The organism is Haloterrigena salina JCM 13891 (assembly GCF_000337495.1).
GTDB classification, from domain to species: Archaea; Halobacteriota; Halobacteria; order Halobacteriales; family Natrialbaceae; genus Haloterrigena; species Haloterrigena salina.
Genome location: NZ_AOIS01000067.1, coordinates 305,206 through 320,084 on the forward strand (window position 1 = coordinate 305,206; position 14,879 = coordinate 320,084).

Consider the following 14,879-nt stretch of genomic DNA (forward strand, 5'->3'; position numbering starts at 1 on the left):
TCGGACCGGTGAGAAACCCACTATGTGCGCGTTCCGCGAGTGGGGCAGTCGTCGTGTCGTCTGGATCGGTCTCGGCCTGCTCATCGCCCTCGCGATCGCCGTCGCCCTCCGAGCCTACTTCGGGACGTTCCTCTTCGCGATCTTCCTCTACTACGCCACCCGACCGCTCTACCGACTGCTCGATCGCCGTCTCGAGCACCCGACCGCCACGGCGACGATTACGATTCTGGCCGTCGTCGTCCCCATGGTCGCCGTCGTCGGCTACGCGGGATTCGCGGCCCTGCAGGAACTCGACCGGTTCCTCGCCGCGAGCGATCTCGAGACGTATCGATCGGCTCTCGAGCCGTACCTCTCGCTGGCTCGCAAGGGGAACGTCGGACGGCTCCGGGAGATGGCCGCGTCGGACACGGGCCGGTCGATCGCCTCGGCGCTCCGGCAGGGCCTTCCGAGCGTCCTCGGTCAACTGTCCGCTGTCGCGGGCTTCGTCGTCGGGGTCCTCGTTCGGGTGTTCCTCATGCTCACGTTCCTCTTTTATCTCCTGCGGGACGACTGGAAGCTCGGCCGCTGGTTCGCGGACAGCGTCGACCACGACGATCAGGTCGTCTCGTACCTCGAGGCAGTCGACGACGACCTCGAGACGATCTTCCTCAGCAACCTCGCGGTCGTCGGGGTCGCGGGGGCCATGGCCGCCGTCACTTACCTCGTTCTGAACCTCGTCGCGTCGGGTGCCGTCGTCGGCACGCCGGTGTTGCTGGCCGTCCTGATCGGAATCGGGACGCTGATCCCCGCGGTCGGGATGAAGATCGTCTACGTGCCGTACGGCCTCTATCTGGTCGGCCTCGCGATCGCAACGTCGGTGCCGTTCTGGCAGCCGATCGCCTTCTTCGTCCTCTCGTTTACGATCGTCGACACCGTCCCGGACTTCTTCGCCCGGTCGCTGCTCTCCGCGCGCAGCGGCGTCCACATGGGGCTGGTCCTGCTGGGCTACTTCCTCGGAACGCTGGCGTTCGGCTGGTACGGGCTCTTCCTCGGCCCGATCGTCGTGGTAGCGGCGGTCCACTTCGCCCACCGGATCTTTCCCGACCTCGCGAGCGCCGCCCTCGCCGACTGACGGTCGGCACCGCCGCCGAGGGGGAGTCGGTCCCGAAATCGAGCGGCCTGCCTCGAGACCGGACCGAACCGGATCGACATATCAGGCAGCCGATTTAGGAGCGTGTGAGCCGTAGGAGGCGTATGACCGTGACCGTTCTCGAGACGATCGTCGAGAACGAGCGGGTCAACGCCGCGCTCGCGTGGCCGCTCGTCGGGGCGATCGCTCTCACCGCCGTCGTCACCGCTCGATCGGGCGCGTTCGTCTGGACCGGACTCGCGACGGCGGTCGTCGCGCTCGCGCTCGTCCCGACGGTGCTCCGCTGGGACGCGCTCGTGATGCTCCCCTGGGAGTTGTTGGCCATCGCGGCCGCGCCGCTGGGACTGCGGCTGGTCGGGAGCCTGCCGATCGCGGGCTTTCTCACGGTCGCCACCATCGCGTTGCTTGTCACCGTGGAACTCGACGCGTACACGCCGATCGAGATGAGGGCGCGGTTCGCCGTCGTGTTCGTCGTCCTCGCGACGATGGCCGTCGCCGGCTGCTGGGTTATCCTCCAGTGGATGTCCGACGCGCTACTCGGGACGGCCCATCTCACGGAGACGACCGAGGTGATGTGGGACCTCGTCTACGCGACCGCCTTCGGCGGGCTCGCCGGCGCGGTCTTCGTGGGCTACTTCTTCCGCCACGACGCCGCGGGCGGCGTTCGACGGGGAAACGGCCGCGAGTGGGGAGACGGTCGCGACCGCGAACCCGCAGGTGATGCGTCGTGACGACCGACAGCGAGACCGTCCTCGGGCTCTCCGAACGTCGCTGTTGGCAGGCCGTCCGGCTGCTACAGGCCGCGCTCGTCGCGCTTTCGGGATACGCCGTCTTCACGGCGAATCCGAGCCTGTTCGCCAACAGCGGTGTTCCGCTCGCGCTCACCCTCACACCGGCGCTCGTGCGCCGCGAGTTCGACCACGAGATGGGCGGTGGCCTCGCCCTCTGGATCGCCACCGCCGCGTTCCTCCATGCCGTCGGCGCGATCGGGCTGTACACGTGGTTCGGCTGGTTCGACCAGCTCACCCACACCGTCTCGGCGACGCTCGTCGCCGGCGTGGGGTACGCCGTCGTCGACGCGCTCGACCGCTCGGGAACCGCCGTGGAGTTCCCCGCCGAGTTCCGGTTCGTCTTTATCGCCGTCTTCGTGCTCGCGTTCGGCGTCATCTGGGAGATTCTCGAGTTCGCCACCGGCGGGCTCGCTGCCCTGATCGGCGGTGAACCGGTCCTCGCCCAGTACGGAACGACCGACATCGCGTTCGACCTCCTGTTCAACGCCGTCGGGGCCGTCCTCGTCGCCCTCTGGGGGACCGGCTACTTCGACGGTGTCGCCAGAATATTCACGGACGGGATGGACAGCACCGGCGATGCCTCCTGAACGCGGTTCCGGCCCCGCCATCGTTGCACCTGTCACCACGGCAACTATGTGTCCCGCGTCACGAGGTCTGCGTATGAACGACGCCGTCAGACGGAAGCCGGTCCTCGGCCGGTCGGTCGAACACGGGACGGCTCCGCGACCGGACCCTGCCTCGCCGTCGACGCTAGCTTCACGTATCGAGCCAGGCGACGGACGGAGTCACCGAACGGGAGCCACCGGAGCCGAGCCGCAGTCACGGAGGGAACGGCGATGGTAGACCTCGTCGCCGACCTCGCGCGGCTGTTCGGGGCGTTCGTGCTGGTCGGACTGAACGGCTTCTTCGTCGCCTCGGAGTTCGCTTATGTCCGCGTTCGCTCGTCGGCCGTCGAGCAGGCGGTCGCGGAGGGAAAGACCGGGTCGGGGATCCTGCAGGAGGCCGTCGACAACTTGGACGACTACCTCGCGACCACCCAGCTGGGAATCACCCTCGCCTCGCTGGGGCTGGGGTGGCTGGGCGAACCGGCCGTCGCGGCCCTTCTCGAGCCGGTGCTCGCACCCGTGCTCCCCGAGAGCCTGCTTCACTTGGTCGCCTTCGCCATCGGATTCAGCTTCATCACGTTCCTGCACGTCGTCTTCGGCGAACTCGCGCCGAAGACGATCTCCATCGCCCAGGCCGAACGCGTCGCCCTGCTGGTCTCGCCGCTGATGAAGTTCTTCTACACGATCTTCATCCCTGGGATCATCGTCTTCAACGGGACGGCCAACGCCTTCACTCGACTGATCGGGATTCCGCCGGCCTCAGAGACCGACGAGACGCTCTCCGAGGAGGAGATCCTGACCGTCCTGAGCAGGTCCGGGAGCGAGGGCCAGATCGACGCGGAGGAGGTCGAGATGATCGAACAGGTGTTCGAACTCGACGACACGACCGTTCAGGAGGTGATGGTACCCCGGCCCGACGCCGTGACGATCACCGAGGATCTCTCACTCTCGGCGCTTCGCACGCTGATCCTCGAGGAGGGACACACCCGCTATCCCGTGCTCGATCCCGACGCGGACGATCAGGTGATCGGCTTCGTCGACGCCAAGGACGTGCTGCGAGCGGGCGAGTCCGCAGGCGACCTCGCGGACGTGACCGTCGGCGAGGTCACCCGCGAGATGCCGGTCGTCCCGGAGACGACGCGCGTCACCGACCTCCTAGAGCAGTTCCAGGGCGATCGGGCCCAGATGGCCGCGGTGATCGACGAGTGGGGCGTCTTCGAGGGGATCGTCACCGTCGAGGACCTTGTCGAGGAGATCGTCGGCGACCTCCGCGACGGGTTCGACGCGGACGAGCCCTCGATCGATCGCCGGGACGACGGCGCCTACGTCGTCGACGGCGCCGTCACCGTCTCGGACGTCAACGAGCGACTCGACGCCGACTTCGAGTCCGACGAGTTCGGCACGATCGGCGGGCTCGTGCTGGACCGACTGGGTCGGGCACCCGACGTCGGCGACCACGTCGAGGTCGACGGCTACGCCTTCGAAGTCGCCGACGTCGAGGGCGCTCGCGTCGCCACAGTCGTGGTTCGCGAGGAGCCACAAGCGGAGGAATCGGCCGAATAAGTCACCGACAGGCCTAGAGGTAAGCGGGTCCGGTCCGTACTCCACCGCATGTTCGACCGCATTCTCGTTCCCGTCGATGGGAGCAACGCTGCATCGGCGGCACTCGATCACGCGCTCGAGATCGCCGACGACAGGGACGCGGACCTGATCTGTTTGTACATCGCGGACACGAGCGAACCCAGTCAAACCCGCGTCGGCACGAACGTTGTCGACGTCCTCGAACAGGAAGGTGACGACGTCGTCGCGGACGCCAAAGATCGGGCCGAGGCTCACGGCCGCTCCGTCACCACGGACGTCGTTCAGGGGGTTCCACACGACACGATCGTCGACTACGTCGACCACTACGACGTGGACCTCGTGGTGATGGGAACCCACGGTCGCGACGGCCTCGAGCGGTACGTGCTCGGCAGCGTCGCTGAGCGCGTCGTCAACGCGTCGCCGGTTCCAGTGGTGACGGTCCGCGACGCCGACGAGACGACGACGACCTATCCGTACGAGTCGGTCCTCGTTCCGACCGACGGCAGCGACCACGCGGCGGCGGCACTACGCCGGGCCGCGGCCGTCGCGGCCCGCCACGGCGCGACCGTCCACCTCTTGACGGTGGTCGACGAGTCGATCCTCGGCGGGGCCGACGATCGTACCGACCGCGCCCGCGAACTACTCGCGGAGGCCGAGACGACGGCCCGAGACGCCGGCGTCGACGACGTCGTGACCGAGGTCCGATCCGGGTCGGTGCCCCGAGAGATCGTCTCGTACGCCGACGACGAGGGGGTCGATCTCGTCGTGATGGGAACCCACGGCCGAAACGGTCTCGACCAGCTCCTGCTCGGCAGCATCACCGAACGGGTGTTGCGAACCGCGTCGGTCCCGGTCCTGACCACTACCGAAGCCGACGATTCGTAACGCACCGCCGGCGTGGCTGCCCGATCAGCCGTAGGAGAGTTCGAGGTCGCGAGCGCGCTCGAGCAGGTCGTCGTCGTAGTACTCCTCGGTCTGGCCCGGACGCATCTCGTCGATCGCGCGGACCTGTTCGACGGTGTTCTTGAAGTTCTTGAACGTGGCTTCGTCGACCATCTGGCCGTCGAGCGTGACCGCGCCGGTGCCCTCGCGCTTGGCCTCGTTGAACCGCTCGATCTTGCTCACGTCGCGCTCGAGCTCGTCGTGACTGGGCATGTGGATGGTGTTGGCTTGGATCGTCTGCTTCGGATACAGCGACCAGGAGCCGTCGAGACCGAGGCGAGCCTCGTGTTCGACCTGATCCGCGTACTCGTCGGCGTTGTAGTAGGTCAGCCCGGCGCGTTCCTTGAACAGGTCGTCGAAGGGACCGCCGATCGAGACGAGGCCGGCGGCGCTGGCCTCGTTGGACATCGCCTCGAGCAGGCCGTCCCAGCGCGGCCGGCCGTCGCCGAGGTCGCGGCCGCCGAGTTCGGCGGTGTAGTCGACGGGGCCGAAGACGAGCCCGGTGAGCCGAGAGTCCTCGCCGAACATCGTGATCTCGCGTAAGTCCGAGCGGGCGCGGCCGGTCTCGACGATGATCGAGAGGCCGATCGAGCCGTCGTCGTAGCCGTGTTCGGCCTCGGCCTCCGCGACGGCCTCGGCGGCGCGCCGGACGTCCTCGAGTCGGCCCACCTTGGGGACGACGACGCCGTCGATCTCGTCGCCGATCTCGCCCACGAGCCGGTCGATCTGGTCGCGGCCCTTCTCGCGGTACTCCTCGTCCTCGTAGCTCCACTCGACGCGGGGCCAGATCTCGCCGGGGAAGTCGTGTTCCGGGACTTTCTCGATGGTGTTCTCGAGACCCTCCGCTTTCATGTTCGGCGCTGTGCCGTCCTCCATGTCGGGGACGAGCCAGTCGGGCGCCTGAAAGCCCTCCGCGGTGAGCGCGGAGACGAGATACTTCGCCGAGTCGTCTTTCGGAACGGCGGCCGGTGCGGTCTGGAAGGTTCGACAGAGTCGGATGTCGTCGGTCATGTGTCTGGGTCTGGGTGGATCTGCGGTCGTTGGCGGTCGGTATCGGTTGGTAGCGGTCGGGATCGATCGTCAGCCACGGTCCTCCTGCTCGATCGGATCAGCCGGAGCGCTTCCGGATCTCCGCGGTTCGCGTGCCGGAGTAGACGGGTTCGTCGTCCTGGTTGAACGCGATGTGTTCGAACCGGACGGTGCCCGCCTCGTCGCTCGAGGCGGTATTCTCGGACGACGTCCGAGAGCCAGTCGAGGATTCCTCGACGCTGTCTTCGGCCTCGAGCACGCGCGTGAACGCGTAGACGGTGTCACCGACCGCGACGAACGTGTGGAAGGACTCGTCGTCGAAGCCGACCTCGCGCCAGGTCTCCTCGTCCGAGCGGGCGTGACCCAGCGCGGTCGAGCGAGTCACGTCGCCGTAGGTGACGATGTCGCCCGACGGCGAGTCGCTCATCACGTCGACGTTGTGGTGTTGTTTGGCCGTGTTGAGCGTCGCTAGCGGCAGCGAGGCGACGGTGACGTCGTCCTGCGTTCGGCCGCGCTCGTGGCGGTAGGCGACGGCCGCGTTCTCCTCGTCGGCTCGCTCGAGCGCTTCCGCGAAGTCCTCGAAGTAGCCGCCCTCGGGCGTGACGAACGTCTCGGGGAGGTCGGGTCCGTCGTCGTCGCTCTCCTCGGCGGCTGCCGCGCCGCTCCCGTCCGTCGCGACGGGCTCGCGCCGCGGGATCATGTTCGTCCGCTCGTAGGAGCAGAGCACCTCGCCGGTCTCGGCGTCCTTCCCGCGGGTGCGCCAGGAGACGATGCCGTACTCCGGCCGGGAACTCGAGGTCGCGCGGTTGACGACCTCGCTCTCGACGTGGAGTTCGGTGCCCGCGTAGACGGGCGTCCCGGGGAACCGGACGTCGGTGCGCCCGAGGAAGTAGCCGCCCTTCTCGCTGAGATCCTCGACGGTGATGCCCAGCGTCGCGGCGGTGAGGTAGTCCGGGTGGATCGGCGGCTCCTCGAAGCCGCGCGCTTCGGCGGCATCGGATCGCCAGTAGGCGGGGTCGTGGTTGAGCGTCTGGCCCATCCACTGTTCGTTACCGAACTGCGTGAGGGTGAGGCCGGGATCGTGCTCGATCACGTCCCCCTCTTCGAAGTCCTCGAAGCAGTTGCCCTTCTCCTTCGTGTCGGCTCGCTCGAGCGCCCGTGCGAACGTGTCGGGATCGGTCCAGTCAGTCATCTGCAGCCACCTCGTCAGTGCCGGTTTGCCGTTGTTCCCGCTCGCGGCGGGCGATCGTCCGTCGCATCTCGTTCTCGACGATCATGTAGCCCTCGTCGAAGCCCATCCCGGGCTTTGCCAGCACCTGCGCGGCGTTCGTCGCGAGCGCGACGTGGGCGCAGGCCCGCGCGGACGTCTCCGTCTCGTTACAGGTCCCGCCCAGATAGGCGCGGGTTTCGGTCCCCTCGCAGTAGCGGACCGCCTGCCCGCTGCGGTGGATGCCGCCGAGGTCGGGGGTCTTGACCTGCACGAGGTCGGCCGCTTCGGCGTCGACGAACGCCCGCACGTCCTCGAAGGTGTTACACCACTCGTCGGCGACGATGTCGACGCCGACGCCGGCGTCGTTCAGCCCCTGTCGGAGTTCGACCATCGCGTCGATCTGGTCCGCGCGATTCCCGACGTCCATCGGCCCCTCGATCTGGATCGGGTACGGTGCAGCGGCGTCCTCGAGGTCGGCGAAGTAGTCGACGACCTCGTCGCGGTCGTAGGGCGCCTCGAAGACCTCCCCGATCATGCCGTACACGTCGATATGGAATCGGGGTTCGTAGCCGTCCGGTCCGAGTTCCTGGGATCGCTCGGTGAGCCACTCGACGTACTCGAGGAGCGTCTCGCCGTTCTCGCCGATCTTCTCGACGCTGTTGATGAGCGCGTGCGGGAGCACGGGAACGCCCTTGACGAACATCTTCTCGGTGTTGTTGTAGCGGTCGTCGCCGGACTGCCCGAAGACGGGCACCGGCTCCGTCGCGGGCTCGGTGCCCAAGGCGTCGGCCAGCACGTCAGTGCGCGTTGTGTGCTGCGCTTCGGCGGCCGCGGACAGCAGGGCCTGCGAGACGCCGTAGCGGATCGCCGTGTGGAGCCGATCGCCGTCTATCTGCATCACCTCGAGAGCCTCCGCGTTCTCGAGGAAGTCGGTCGCGTCCCGTCCCTCGAGTTCGTCGGCGACGGGGCCCTCGATGACGGGGGCGTACTCCTCGGCTTGAAAGAGCGGGTCGCGCCCGCCGGCGCCGGAGTACTGGACCGCGGCGCAGTCGCCCCGCACCACGGTTCCGTCGGCGAGTTCGATATCGACGATGAGCGTCTCGCCGGCCTGACGAATCTCGTCGAAGCCGTCGGTGACGGGCTCGCCCTCGTAGGTGAACCCGTCCTGCTGTGCGCCCTGCTTGATCGCGCGCTGGTCGTCGAAGAAGAACCCGGAATAGCCGGGCGTCGCGTGAATGCCTGTGAGTTCCATGTTAGACGTCACCCGTTGACTGCGGTCGGCCGATGAGCTTGCCGTCGCTGATCGCGTCGACGTCGTCCGCGACCATACGGAACGACTGTTTGCGGCCCTCGGTGTCGGCCCGGCGCGAGAGCCGGGCCTTGTGGATCTCCTTGATATCGTCGTCCATCTCGAGGTCGGCCCACTCGAAGATGCGGACGCGACCGTCGTCGTCCCGCGCGGGGAGGACGGCGCCCTTCGCGCTGTCGCTGGGGGCGAAGGGGACGTCCAGCGCGCCCGAGTCGAAGGCCTCGATCGTGCCCTGGACGACGTCGCCGTCGCCGTGCTCGAAGATGGTGTCCATCAGACACCGCGTCTCGCGCTCGATCAAGTCCTGTTCCTCCGCGATGCCGTCGATATCGATTTTCTGCTCGATGGCCATGTCGATGACCTGGCGCGTGGTGCGCAGGCCCGCGGAGTTGGCCTCCTTGGTCGGGACCCCCTGAAACTCCTGTGGGGACTTGGTGATGACCTTGTCCGGCTGGGCGATGGCGGCGGTCATCCCGCCGAGGCCGATCACGCCGTTGGCGCGGGCCTCGTCCGGCGGGAAGCCGCCCATCCACTCGTGGAAGACCGTCGTGACGACGACCTCGTCGGGGAGGTACTCGTTGCCCAGCTTCTTCAGTGCGTTCAGGGCGGCGACGTCCTGGACGACGTTGCCGACCTGTCCGTAGCCGAGCGTGATCGAGCGCACGCCCTGCGTTGCGGCGAGTTGTCCCTCGACGATCATGATCGCGATAGCGATCGACGGCGGGACGAGGGTCCCGGTGAGGGGGCCGAAGGGCTCGCGGTTGATCCGCACGCCGCGTTCGGTATAGGCGCCCGCCAGCCGGTCGACGAACTGCCACTTCTCGATGGTCTCCTCGAGGCCGTGGCGTTTCGTGTACGGGATGTTGTACGAGATCGGACCCCCCTCGAAGCTCTGGAAGCCGCCGGCGAAGGTGATCGCGGCCAGCAGCCGGGCGTCGGGCGTCCCGTGACGGACCTCGATCGGCGCGTCGATCGAGTCGATCAGCTCCCGGCAGCCGTCGACGCCGTGGTTGACGGCGGGGAACCCGTTGAGGGTGTCGTCGCCGGTCTCGCGAGCCTTCTCGAGGCCCTGCTGGGCCTTCTCGTACTCGTTGTCGCGCGTGTACGAGTCGATCGTGGTCGGCAGGAGGTCCGCCTTCCCCTCCCGGTGGAGGTACTCGAGGAGTTCGATCTGGTCGTCGAGCCGGGGGACGCCGGCTCGCGGTTGAAGGAGCGGTTTGTCGGCCGACTCGAGGACGTCCGCGAATCGCTTGCTATCGGGGAGCGACTCGTGGTAGGCAACGGCGTCCTCGAAGTCGACGTCGTCGCCCGTCGACCAGTTCGACCGGATTTCTTCGTCGATACGCCGTAGCTCGTCGGCGGGAATGCGTTCGTCTCGTATCATCTACGAACTGATGGTGGCCCGTTCGGACTCGGTCGGTCTGATCTGCAGGTCCTCCCGCAGCGCCGCGATCGCGTCTTCGGGGTCCGTCTCGGAGTCGAACACGCGATCGAAGCCGAGCTTCCGGAAGGTGCGCCGGGTCCGCTCGAACTCGTCCTGGCCGACGGCGAGGTTGCCGCCGATGTAGGTGACGGCGTCGACCCCGGCGTCCTCGAGGACCTCGTGGAACCCCTGGCAGTCCTGCTCGGCGTGGCCGTAGAGCGAGGAGACCAGTACGGCCTCAGCGTCGTGTGCTACGGCGGCCTCGGCGAACTCCTCCTGGGAGGTCTGGACGCCGAGGTTGATCACGTCGAAGCCCGCTGCGCTGAAGGCCTGTTCGAGGATGGTGATTCCAACGACGTGAGCGTCGGAGCCGATCACGCCGAGGACGACCGTTTGGGACATCGTATGCAGAACCATGAGGAACTGGGCTATAAAGTTAATGATCTTCCATGATAATACACCTTAACCGTCCTAATAGCGTCCCAATGGGACGGTGTCACAATGTACATTATCGATGATAAGGTTTAGGTGCCGGCCTGAAAAAGGGTCCGGTACATGGGAGCGCTTTCGAATCTGCGCGTGCTCGATCTGACCCAGGTGCTGGCCGGGCCGTACTGCACGATGTTGCTCGCGGACATGGGCGCGGACGTCGTCAAAATCGAGCGGCCGGGCGGCGACATGATCCGCTCGAATCCGCCGTTCGTCGACGACCCCGAGACGGAGGCCTACGGCGGCTACTTCCAGAGCGTCAACCGCGGCAAGAAGAGCATCGAGCTGAACCTGGGCGACGAGGACGACCGCGCGGACTTCCTCTCGCTGGTCGAGGAGGCCGACATCGTCGTCGAGAACTACCGCTCGGGGACGATGGAAAAGTACGATCTGGGCTACGAAACCCTCACAGAGTACAACGACGACCTCATCTACTCCTCGATCCGCGGCTTCGGCGACCCGCGAACCGGTGAAACGGAGCGGCAGGGACAGCCCTCCTTCGACCTCATCGCGCAGGCGCTGGGCGGGGTCATGGAGACCACCGGCCAGCCCGACGGCCCACCGACGAAGACCGGCCCCGGCGTCGGCGACCTCTTCACCGCGACGCTGAACTGCATCGGCATTCTGGCCGCCGTGAACCACCGCGAACAGACCGGCGAGGGCCAGTACGTCGACACCGCCATGTACGACTCGATGCTCAGCTTCACCGAGCGTGCCGTCTACCAGCAGTCCTACACGGGCGAGGCGCCGACTCGACGGGGCAACTCCCACCCCACGCTCTTTCCCTACAACGCCTTCGAGACCGCCGACGGCTACGCCGTCATCGCCGCGTTCAACGACAACCACTGGGCCGAGCTCTGCGACGTGATGGGCCGCGAGGAGTTGGCCGAGGAGTATCCGACCACCGCCGAACGCCTCGAGCACCGCGCGTCGCTCCGCGACGAGATCGCCGACTGGACCCTCGCACAGACCAACGAGGAACTGGTCAGCAAACTCGAGGGCCGGGTCCCGGCCGCCAAGGTCCAGACCACCGAGGAGATCTTCGACGACCCGCACGTCCACGCGCGGGACATGCTCGTGCCCGTCGAACAGCCCGGCGCCGACCGCGACGTCGAGATCGCGGGCAACCCGATCAAGATGAGCGAGACCGAGCCCAAGCCTCGCGGTCGCGCGCCGCTGTTGGACGAACACCGCGCAGAGATTCTGGGCGAGGAAGCGGAGCGGGCGGCGGACGACTGAGTAGTGATCGCGTTCGGTGTCGATCAACTCGTGAACTGCCTTGGGATCGAAGCAGAACCGCACGCGATCAGCGGAGAGAAGCGCTTTTTTGACCGGATATTGCACGATCGGTGAGCGAAACGAACTCGAGCGGAACTGAACAGCGGCGAATCAGCGCTTATCGTTCACACAGACGGCGGACGTGTCGGCTGAAACCGGCGATCGTCTCGCCGAACCGTACTATTCGACCGTCGTACTAGTTTCGTTTAACGCACCAGAATGACCACAATAAGCCAGAAGCGAAAGCGAATGATGGCAACGGAAGACCAACGATCGGATCGAACCGCTGCCGATCAACGCGACTCGGCGGGCGGCTTCATCGTCACGAATAATCGAGTCATTCGGGCTCTGTTCACGAATAAAAACGTACAGCACGCAGTTAATTTGATTACGGTGTTCCTCTTCTTCTACGCGATCTACCGGGCCGCGGTAGGGCCGGCGGATTCCGGGGCGAATTTCGGAAACGTCGCGTTTTTCGGCCTCTGGTGGACGCCGGTTATGATTCTCAGCCTCGTTTTTCTCGGTCGGATCTGGTGTTACTTCTGTCCGATGGGGGCGATCGTCCGATTCACGCAGCGGTTCGGACTGCAACGTCATTTCCCGATGTACACGCGGAACTGGGTCGTGTTCGGCCTGCCGATCTCCGTCTTGTCGTTGACGGCGCTATCGTTCGTACTGGCGCGGTGGCCGATGTACAAAGTCGGCGTCGCGTACTCGCCGCGTCTCATTCCCGTCTACTGGCTCGCAATCCTCGGCGTTGCGGTCGGCGTCAGCCTCGTATACCAACGGCAGGCGTTCTGTCGGTACGTCTGTCCCGCCACAGGCGTGATGAGCGTTACCTCGAAGTTCTCGCCCCTAGAGATCTCCCAGAACTCGGACACCGGCGTCCAGTGTGCGACGCTCGAATACAAGAGCGACTTTCTGAGCACCGATCGACGGTGTACCGCCTGTATGAAATGTACGACCGAACGACCCGAAAAAGACGTGGAGTTGCGGTTTCGCTGGCCCGGTGCGAAGGTGCTCACGGAGCGCATCCCACTCGTCGACGAGGCGCTCGTCGCGCTCGTGCTCTGGGCCGTCTTTCCGATCGATCATGTGCTCGGCAGCGCGGTTGAGGAAACCACACTCGTCGGAAATCTCCCCGGGGTCCTCGCCCCGACTACGGCCTACCTCGTGAGCATCACGGCGACGATTCTGGCGTTCACCGCCGTCAATCGACTGGCGAGCAGTTGGAGCGGTATCGACTGGACGACGTCGTTTACGAAGTTCGGACTCGCGTACGCGCCCCTCGGGATCATGTTTACGCTCGGGAGTCACGCCATCGGCGGGCTATTGGAGTCGGGCGGACAGACGCTGAACGTGTTCGCGCGTGGCCTGGGGATTCCGCTCGACCTCCCCGCGGGAGCGAGTCCCGCGATCGTTTCGGCTTGGAACGAGTTCTTCGTCACGGGCTGGCTGTGGCTCGCGGTTCTCTGGAGTGCGCTGATCGCGTGGCAAGTCGCGAGGGTGATGACCGACTCGAAGAAACGGGCGGTGAAAGCGGTTGTCCCGCACGTTGCGCTGATGGCGAGTAGCACGTACGTCGTCGCTACCGTTCTCTCGACTCACTGATACCGAACTGGGTGATTGTCGCGGAATTCCGGTCTGACGATACGTCTCGCCTCAAGTACAGACGGAACGACCGAACACCCAGTAAGGGACGGCCGTCTCGACTGCGGGCACGATGACGGTCGTCGCGACGATCTCCGCATCATAGCGGGACACTCGCGGAACGAAGTGGCGACCACCGACGTCGTGTCATCGGTTGTCGCCCGAAGAGAGTAACCCTTTTGCGGGACCCCTGCACACGTCGGAGTATGAGCAGCGACTGGCCCGTCGATCCCGACGGCGAGGAAGGCAGCGAGGGAATGCGCAAGTACGACATGCGAATCATCGCGGACAAGGTCGACGAAGAGGAGGACTTCCCGATGGTCCGCGACGAGTTCGTCGAGGAGTACGGCGACTACCCGATCCGGATCAACTACAAGCGCGTCGTCCCGATGCGCGAGATCTTCGAGTACGTCGAACCCGAGCGCTTCGAGACGATCCTCGACATGCACAAGGCCGTCGGCGACGCCATGCGCGCCGGCGACTTCTGGGAATACCACCCGCAGGGCAAGAACCCCGAGCGGAAACACGCCTAAAGCCGACGCCGTCGCGTCTCGCCCCCCGTTTTCGACTCGAGGCCAGGATCCCTATTCGAGCGCTCGCCTCGAGTCACCCGTTCGGACACCATCACGAATCTGGATTACGTATCGCTTATATGACGGCGTTCGAAACCAACTGCTACCGTGACTAATACGCAGGTTACGCTCGTTCAGATCGACAACTACGGGCCGTGGACGGTCACACCGGAGCCGCGACGGGAGGCCGACCTCCAGACGATGCAGTCCCGGCTCTACGCCGACATCTCCCAGTTCGTCGGGAACCGCGGCGGCTACACCTTCTTCACTCGCTTCGACAACATGATCGCCGTCACGAACGGCCTCGACCTCGAGGACCACGCGCTCCTCCAGGAGTCCGTCGGCAACCGGTATCCCGTGACGCTCAGCCTCGGCGTCGCGGCCGACGCGAGTCCCGTGCAGGCGCTGGCCGACGCGACCGCCCGCGTCCAGGACGCCGGCAGCGCACAGGATGAAGATCGGCGCGAGTGCCTCGAGGGACGGGCCGTCGGCCCCGCCGACCGAACCGCCGAAGACGTCCAGATCGCCCACTTCGACGTCATCAATGCGACCGGTACCTACACCGACGAACTCAACGCCTTCGACACGTTCATCGAGATCGAACAGGGATACGCCGAGCTGATGCGGCACATGCGCCACGCCCACGAGAGCCTCTCGTTTTTCGTCGGCGGGGACAACATCATCGTCACCTGTCCGGACCTCGACGAAGGCGACTACGAGGAGGCCATCTACCACGTCGAGGAGGCCGTCGACGTCGAACTACAGGTCGGCGTCGGCCGCGGGGAGTGCGCCCACGACGCCGGCTTCGCCGCGAAACACGCCCTCGAGACCTGTCGGGCCGACGGGACCCGCGTCGAACTCGAGTGGTGAG

At 66.1% G+C, this 14,879-nt stretch carries 15 protein-coding genes; 9 read left to right on the forward strand and 6 right to left on the reverse strand.

The window, feature by feature from the left end:
* Positions 1–22: 22 nt before the first annotated feature.
* From C477_RS22300 to C477_RS22320, 5 genes are all read left to right on the forward strand, one after another.
* Entirely contained in the window at positions 23–1,111 is a 1,089-nt protein-coding gene (locus C477_RS22300) for an AI-2E family transporter (RefSeq protein WP_008896844.1), read from the forward strand.
* 122 nt (positions 1,112–1,233) lie between these two features.
* A complete protein-coding gene (locus C477_RS22305; RefSeq protein ID WP_008896845.1) occupies positions 1,234–1,860 on the forward strand; it encodes a hypothetical protein in 627 nt (208 codons plus the stop codon).
* Complete coding sequence (locus C477_RS22310; protein ID WP_008896846.1) at positions 1,857–2,507, forward strand: hypothetical protein; 651 nt, start codon at positions 1,857–1,859, stop codon at positions 2,505–2,507. Before C477_RS22305 ends, C477_RS22310 begins: the two co-directional genes overlap by 4 nt.
* 249 nt (positions 2,508–2,756) lie before the next feature.
* The gene (locus C477_RS22315) at positions 2,757–4,088 is read left to right on the forward strand and encodes a hemolysin family protein (protein ID WP_008896847.1); all 1,332 of its coding nucleotides are present in this window, start codon (positions 2,757–2,759) and stop codon (positions 4,086–4,088) included.
* Positions 4,089–4,136: 48 nt separating this feature from the next.
* On the forward strand, positions 4,137–4,991 hold the full coding sequence (locus C477_RS22320) for a universal stress protein (protein ID WP_008896848.1): 855 nt from the start codon (positions 4,137–4,139) through the stop codon (positions 4,989–4,991).
* Between the two features lie 24 nt (positions 4,992–5,015).
* Here C477_RS22320 and citE read toward each other — a convergent pair whose 3' ends face one another.
* The 5 genes from citE to glmS all read right to left on the reverse strand — a co-directional run bounded on the left by citE (position 5,016) and on the right by glmS (position 10,436).
* Positions 5,016–6,059 carry an L-malyl-CoA/beta-methylmalyl-CoA lyase gene (citE, locus tag C477_RS22325; protein WP_008896849.1) on the reverse strand — a complete coding sequence of 348 codons (1,044 nt, stop codon included), beginning with the start codon at positions 6,057–6,059 and terminating at the stop codon, positions 5,016–5,018.
* Positions 6,060–6,156: 97 nt separating this feature from the next.
* Positions 6,157–7,269: a 2-methylfumaryl-CoA hydratase gene (gene mch, locus C477_RS22330; protein ID WP_008896850.1), complete on the reverse strand. Its 1,113-nt coding sequence runs from the start codon at positions 7,267–7,269 to the stop codon at positions 6,157–6,159.
* Complete coding sequence (locus C477_RS22335) at positions 7,262–8,539, reverse strand: methylaspartate ammonia-lyase (protein ID WP_008896851.1); 1,278 nt, start codon at positions 8,537–8,539, stop codon at positions 7,262–7,264. The genes mch and C477_RS22335 overlap by 8 nt, the downstream gene beginning before the upstream one ends.
* Position 8,540: 1 nt before the next feature.
* A complete protein-coding gene (locus C477_RS22340) occupies positions 8,541–9,980 on the reverse strand; it encodes a methylaspartate mutase subunit E (RefSeq protein WP_008896852.1) in 1,440 nt (479 codons plus the stop codon).
* Positions 9,981–10,436: a methylaspartate mutase subunit S gene (glmS, locus tag C477_RS22345; RefSeq protein ID WP_049914774.1), complete on the reverse strand. Its 456-nt coding sequence runs from the start codon at positions 10,434–10,436 to the stop codon at positions 9,981–9,983.
* Between the two features lie 138 nt (positions 10,437–10,574).
* Between glmS and mct the strand changes: the two genes are divergently transcribed.
* Positions 10,575–11,747 (forward strand): succinyl-CoA:mesaconate CoA-transferase, encoded by a 1,173-nt coding sequence (gene mct, locus C477_RS22350; protein WP_049914775.1) that lies wholly within the window; start codon positions 10,575–10,577, stop codon positions 11,745–11,747.
* A gap of 219 nt (positions 11,748–11,966) precedes the next feature.
* Here mct and C477_RS24660 read toward each other — a convergent pair whose 3' ends face one another.
* Complete coding sequence (locus tag C477_RS24660) at positions 11,967–12,383, reverse strand: hypothetical protein (protein WP_239641921.1); 417 nt, start codon at positions 12,381–12,383, stop codon at positions 11,967–11,969.
* Here C477_RS24660 and C477_RS22355 point away from each other — a divergent pair.
* The 3 genes from C477_RS22355 to C477_RS22365 all read left to right on the forward strand — a co-directional run bounded on the left by C477_RS22355 (position 12,285) and on the right by C477_RS22365 (position 14,878).
* The gene (locus C477_RS22355) at positions 12,285–13,397 is read left to right on the forward strand and encodes a 4Fe-4S binding protein (RefSeq protein ID WP_239641918.1); all 1,113 of its coding nucleotides are present in this window, start codon (positions 12,285–12,287) and stop codon (positions 13,395–13,397) included. The two genes, C477_RS24660 and C477_RS22355, sit on opposite strands and share 99 nt — an antisense overlap.
* 245 nt (positions 13,398–13,642) lie before the next feature.
* Entirely contained in the window at positions 13,643–13,969 is a 327-nt protein-coding gene (locus C477_RS22360; protein WP_008896856.1) for a DUF5785 family protein, read from the forward strand.
* A gap of 147 nt (positions 13,970–14,116) precedes the next feature.
* Positions 14,117–14,878, forward strand: coding sequence for a GTP cyclohydrolase III (locus C477_RS22365; protein WP_008896857.1), 762 nt, complete (start codon positions 14,117–14,119; stop codon positions 14,876–14,878).
* The last annotated feature ends 1 nt before the right edge of the window (position 14,879 follow it).

Coding starts and splice junctions, on each gene's coding strand:
- C477_RS22335 (WP_008896851.1), bottom strand. CDS start 8,539: ATGGAACTCACAGGCATTCACGCGACGCCCGGCTATTCCGGGTTCTTC.
- C477_RS22320 (WP_008896848.1), top strand. CDS start 4,137: ATGTTCGACCGCATTCTCGTTCCCGTCGATGGGAGCAACGCTGCATCG.
- C477_RS22300 (WP_008896844.1), top strand. CDS start 23: ATGTGCGCGTTCCGCGAGTGGGGCAGTCGTCGTGTCGTCTGGATCGGT.
- C477_RS22360 (WP_008896856.1), top strand. CDS start 13,643: ATGAGCAGCGACTGGCCCGTCGATCCCGACGGCGAGGAAGGCAGCGAG.
- glmS (WP_049914774.1), bottom strand. CDS start 10,436: ATGGTTCTGCATACGATGTCCCAAACGGTCGTCCTCGGCGTGATCGGC.
- citE (WP_008896849.1), bottom strand. CDS start 6,059: ATGACCGACGACATCCGACTCTGTCGAACCTTCCAGACCGCACCGGCC.
- C477_RS22305 (WP_008896845.1), top strand. CDS start 1,234: ATGACCGTGACCGTTCTCGAGACGATCGTCGAGAACGAGCGGGTCAAC.
- C477_RS24660 (WP_239641921.1), bottom strand. CDS start 12,383: ATGACGTTGCAGTCCGAACCGCTGCGTGAATCGGACGATCGCCCCCAT.
- mct (WP_049914775.1), top strand. CDS start 10,575: ATGGGAGCGCTTTCGAATCTGCGCGTGCTCGATCTGACCCAGGTGCTG.
- C477_RS22355 (WP_239641918.1), top strand. CDS start 12,285: ATGATTCTCAGCCTCGTTTTTCTCGGTCGGATCTGGTGTTACTTCTGT.
- mch (WP_008896850.1), bottom strand. CDS start 7,269: ATGACTGACTGGACCGATCCCGACACGTTCGCACGGGCGCTCGAGCGA.
- C477_RS22340 (WP_008896852.1), bottom strand. CDS start 9,980: ATGATACGAGACGAACGCATTCCCGCCGACGAGCTACGGCGTATCGAC.
- C477_RS22315 (WP_008896847.1), top strand. CDS start 2,757: ATGGTAGACCTCGTCGCCGACCTCGCGCGGCTGTTCGGGGCGTTCGTG.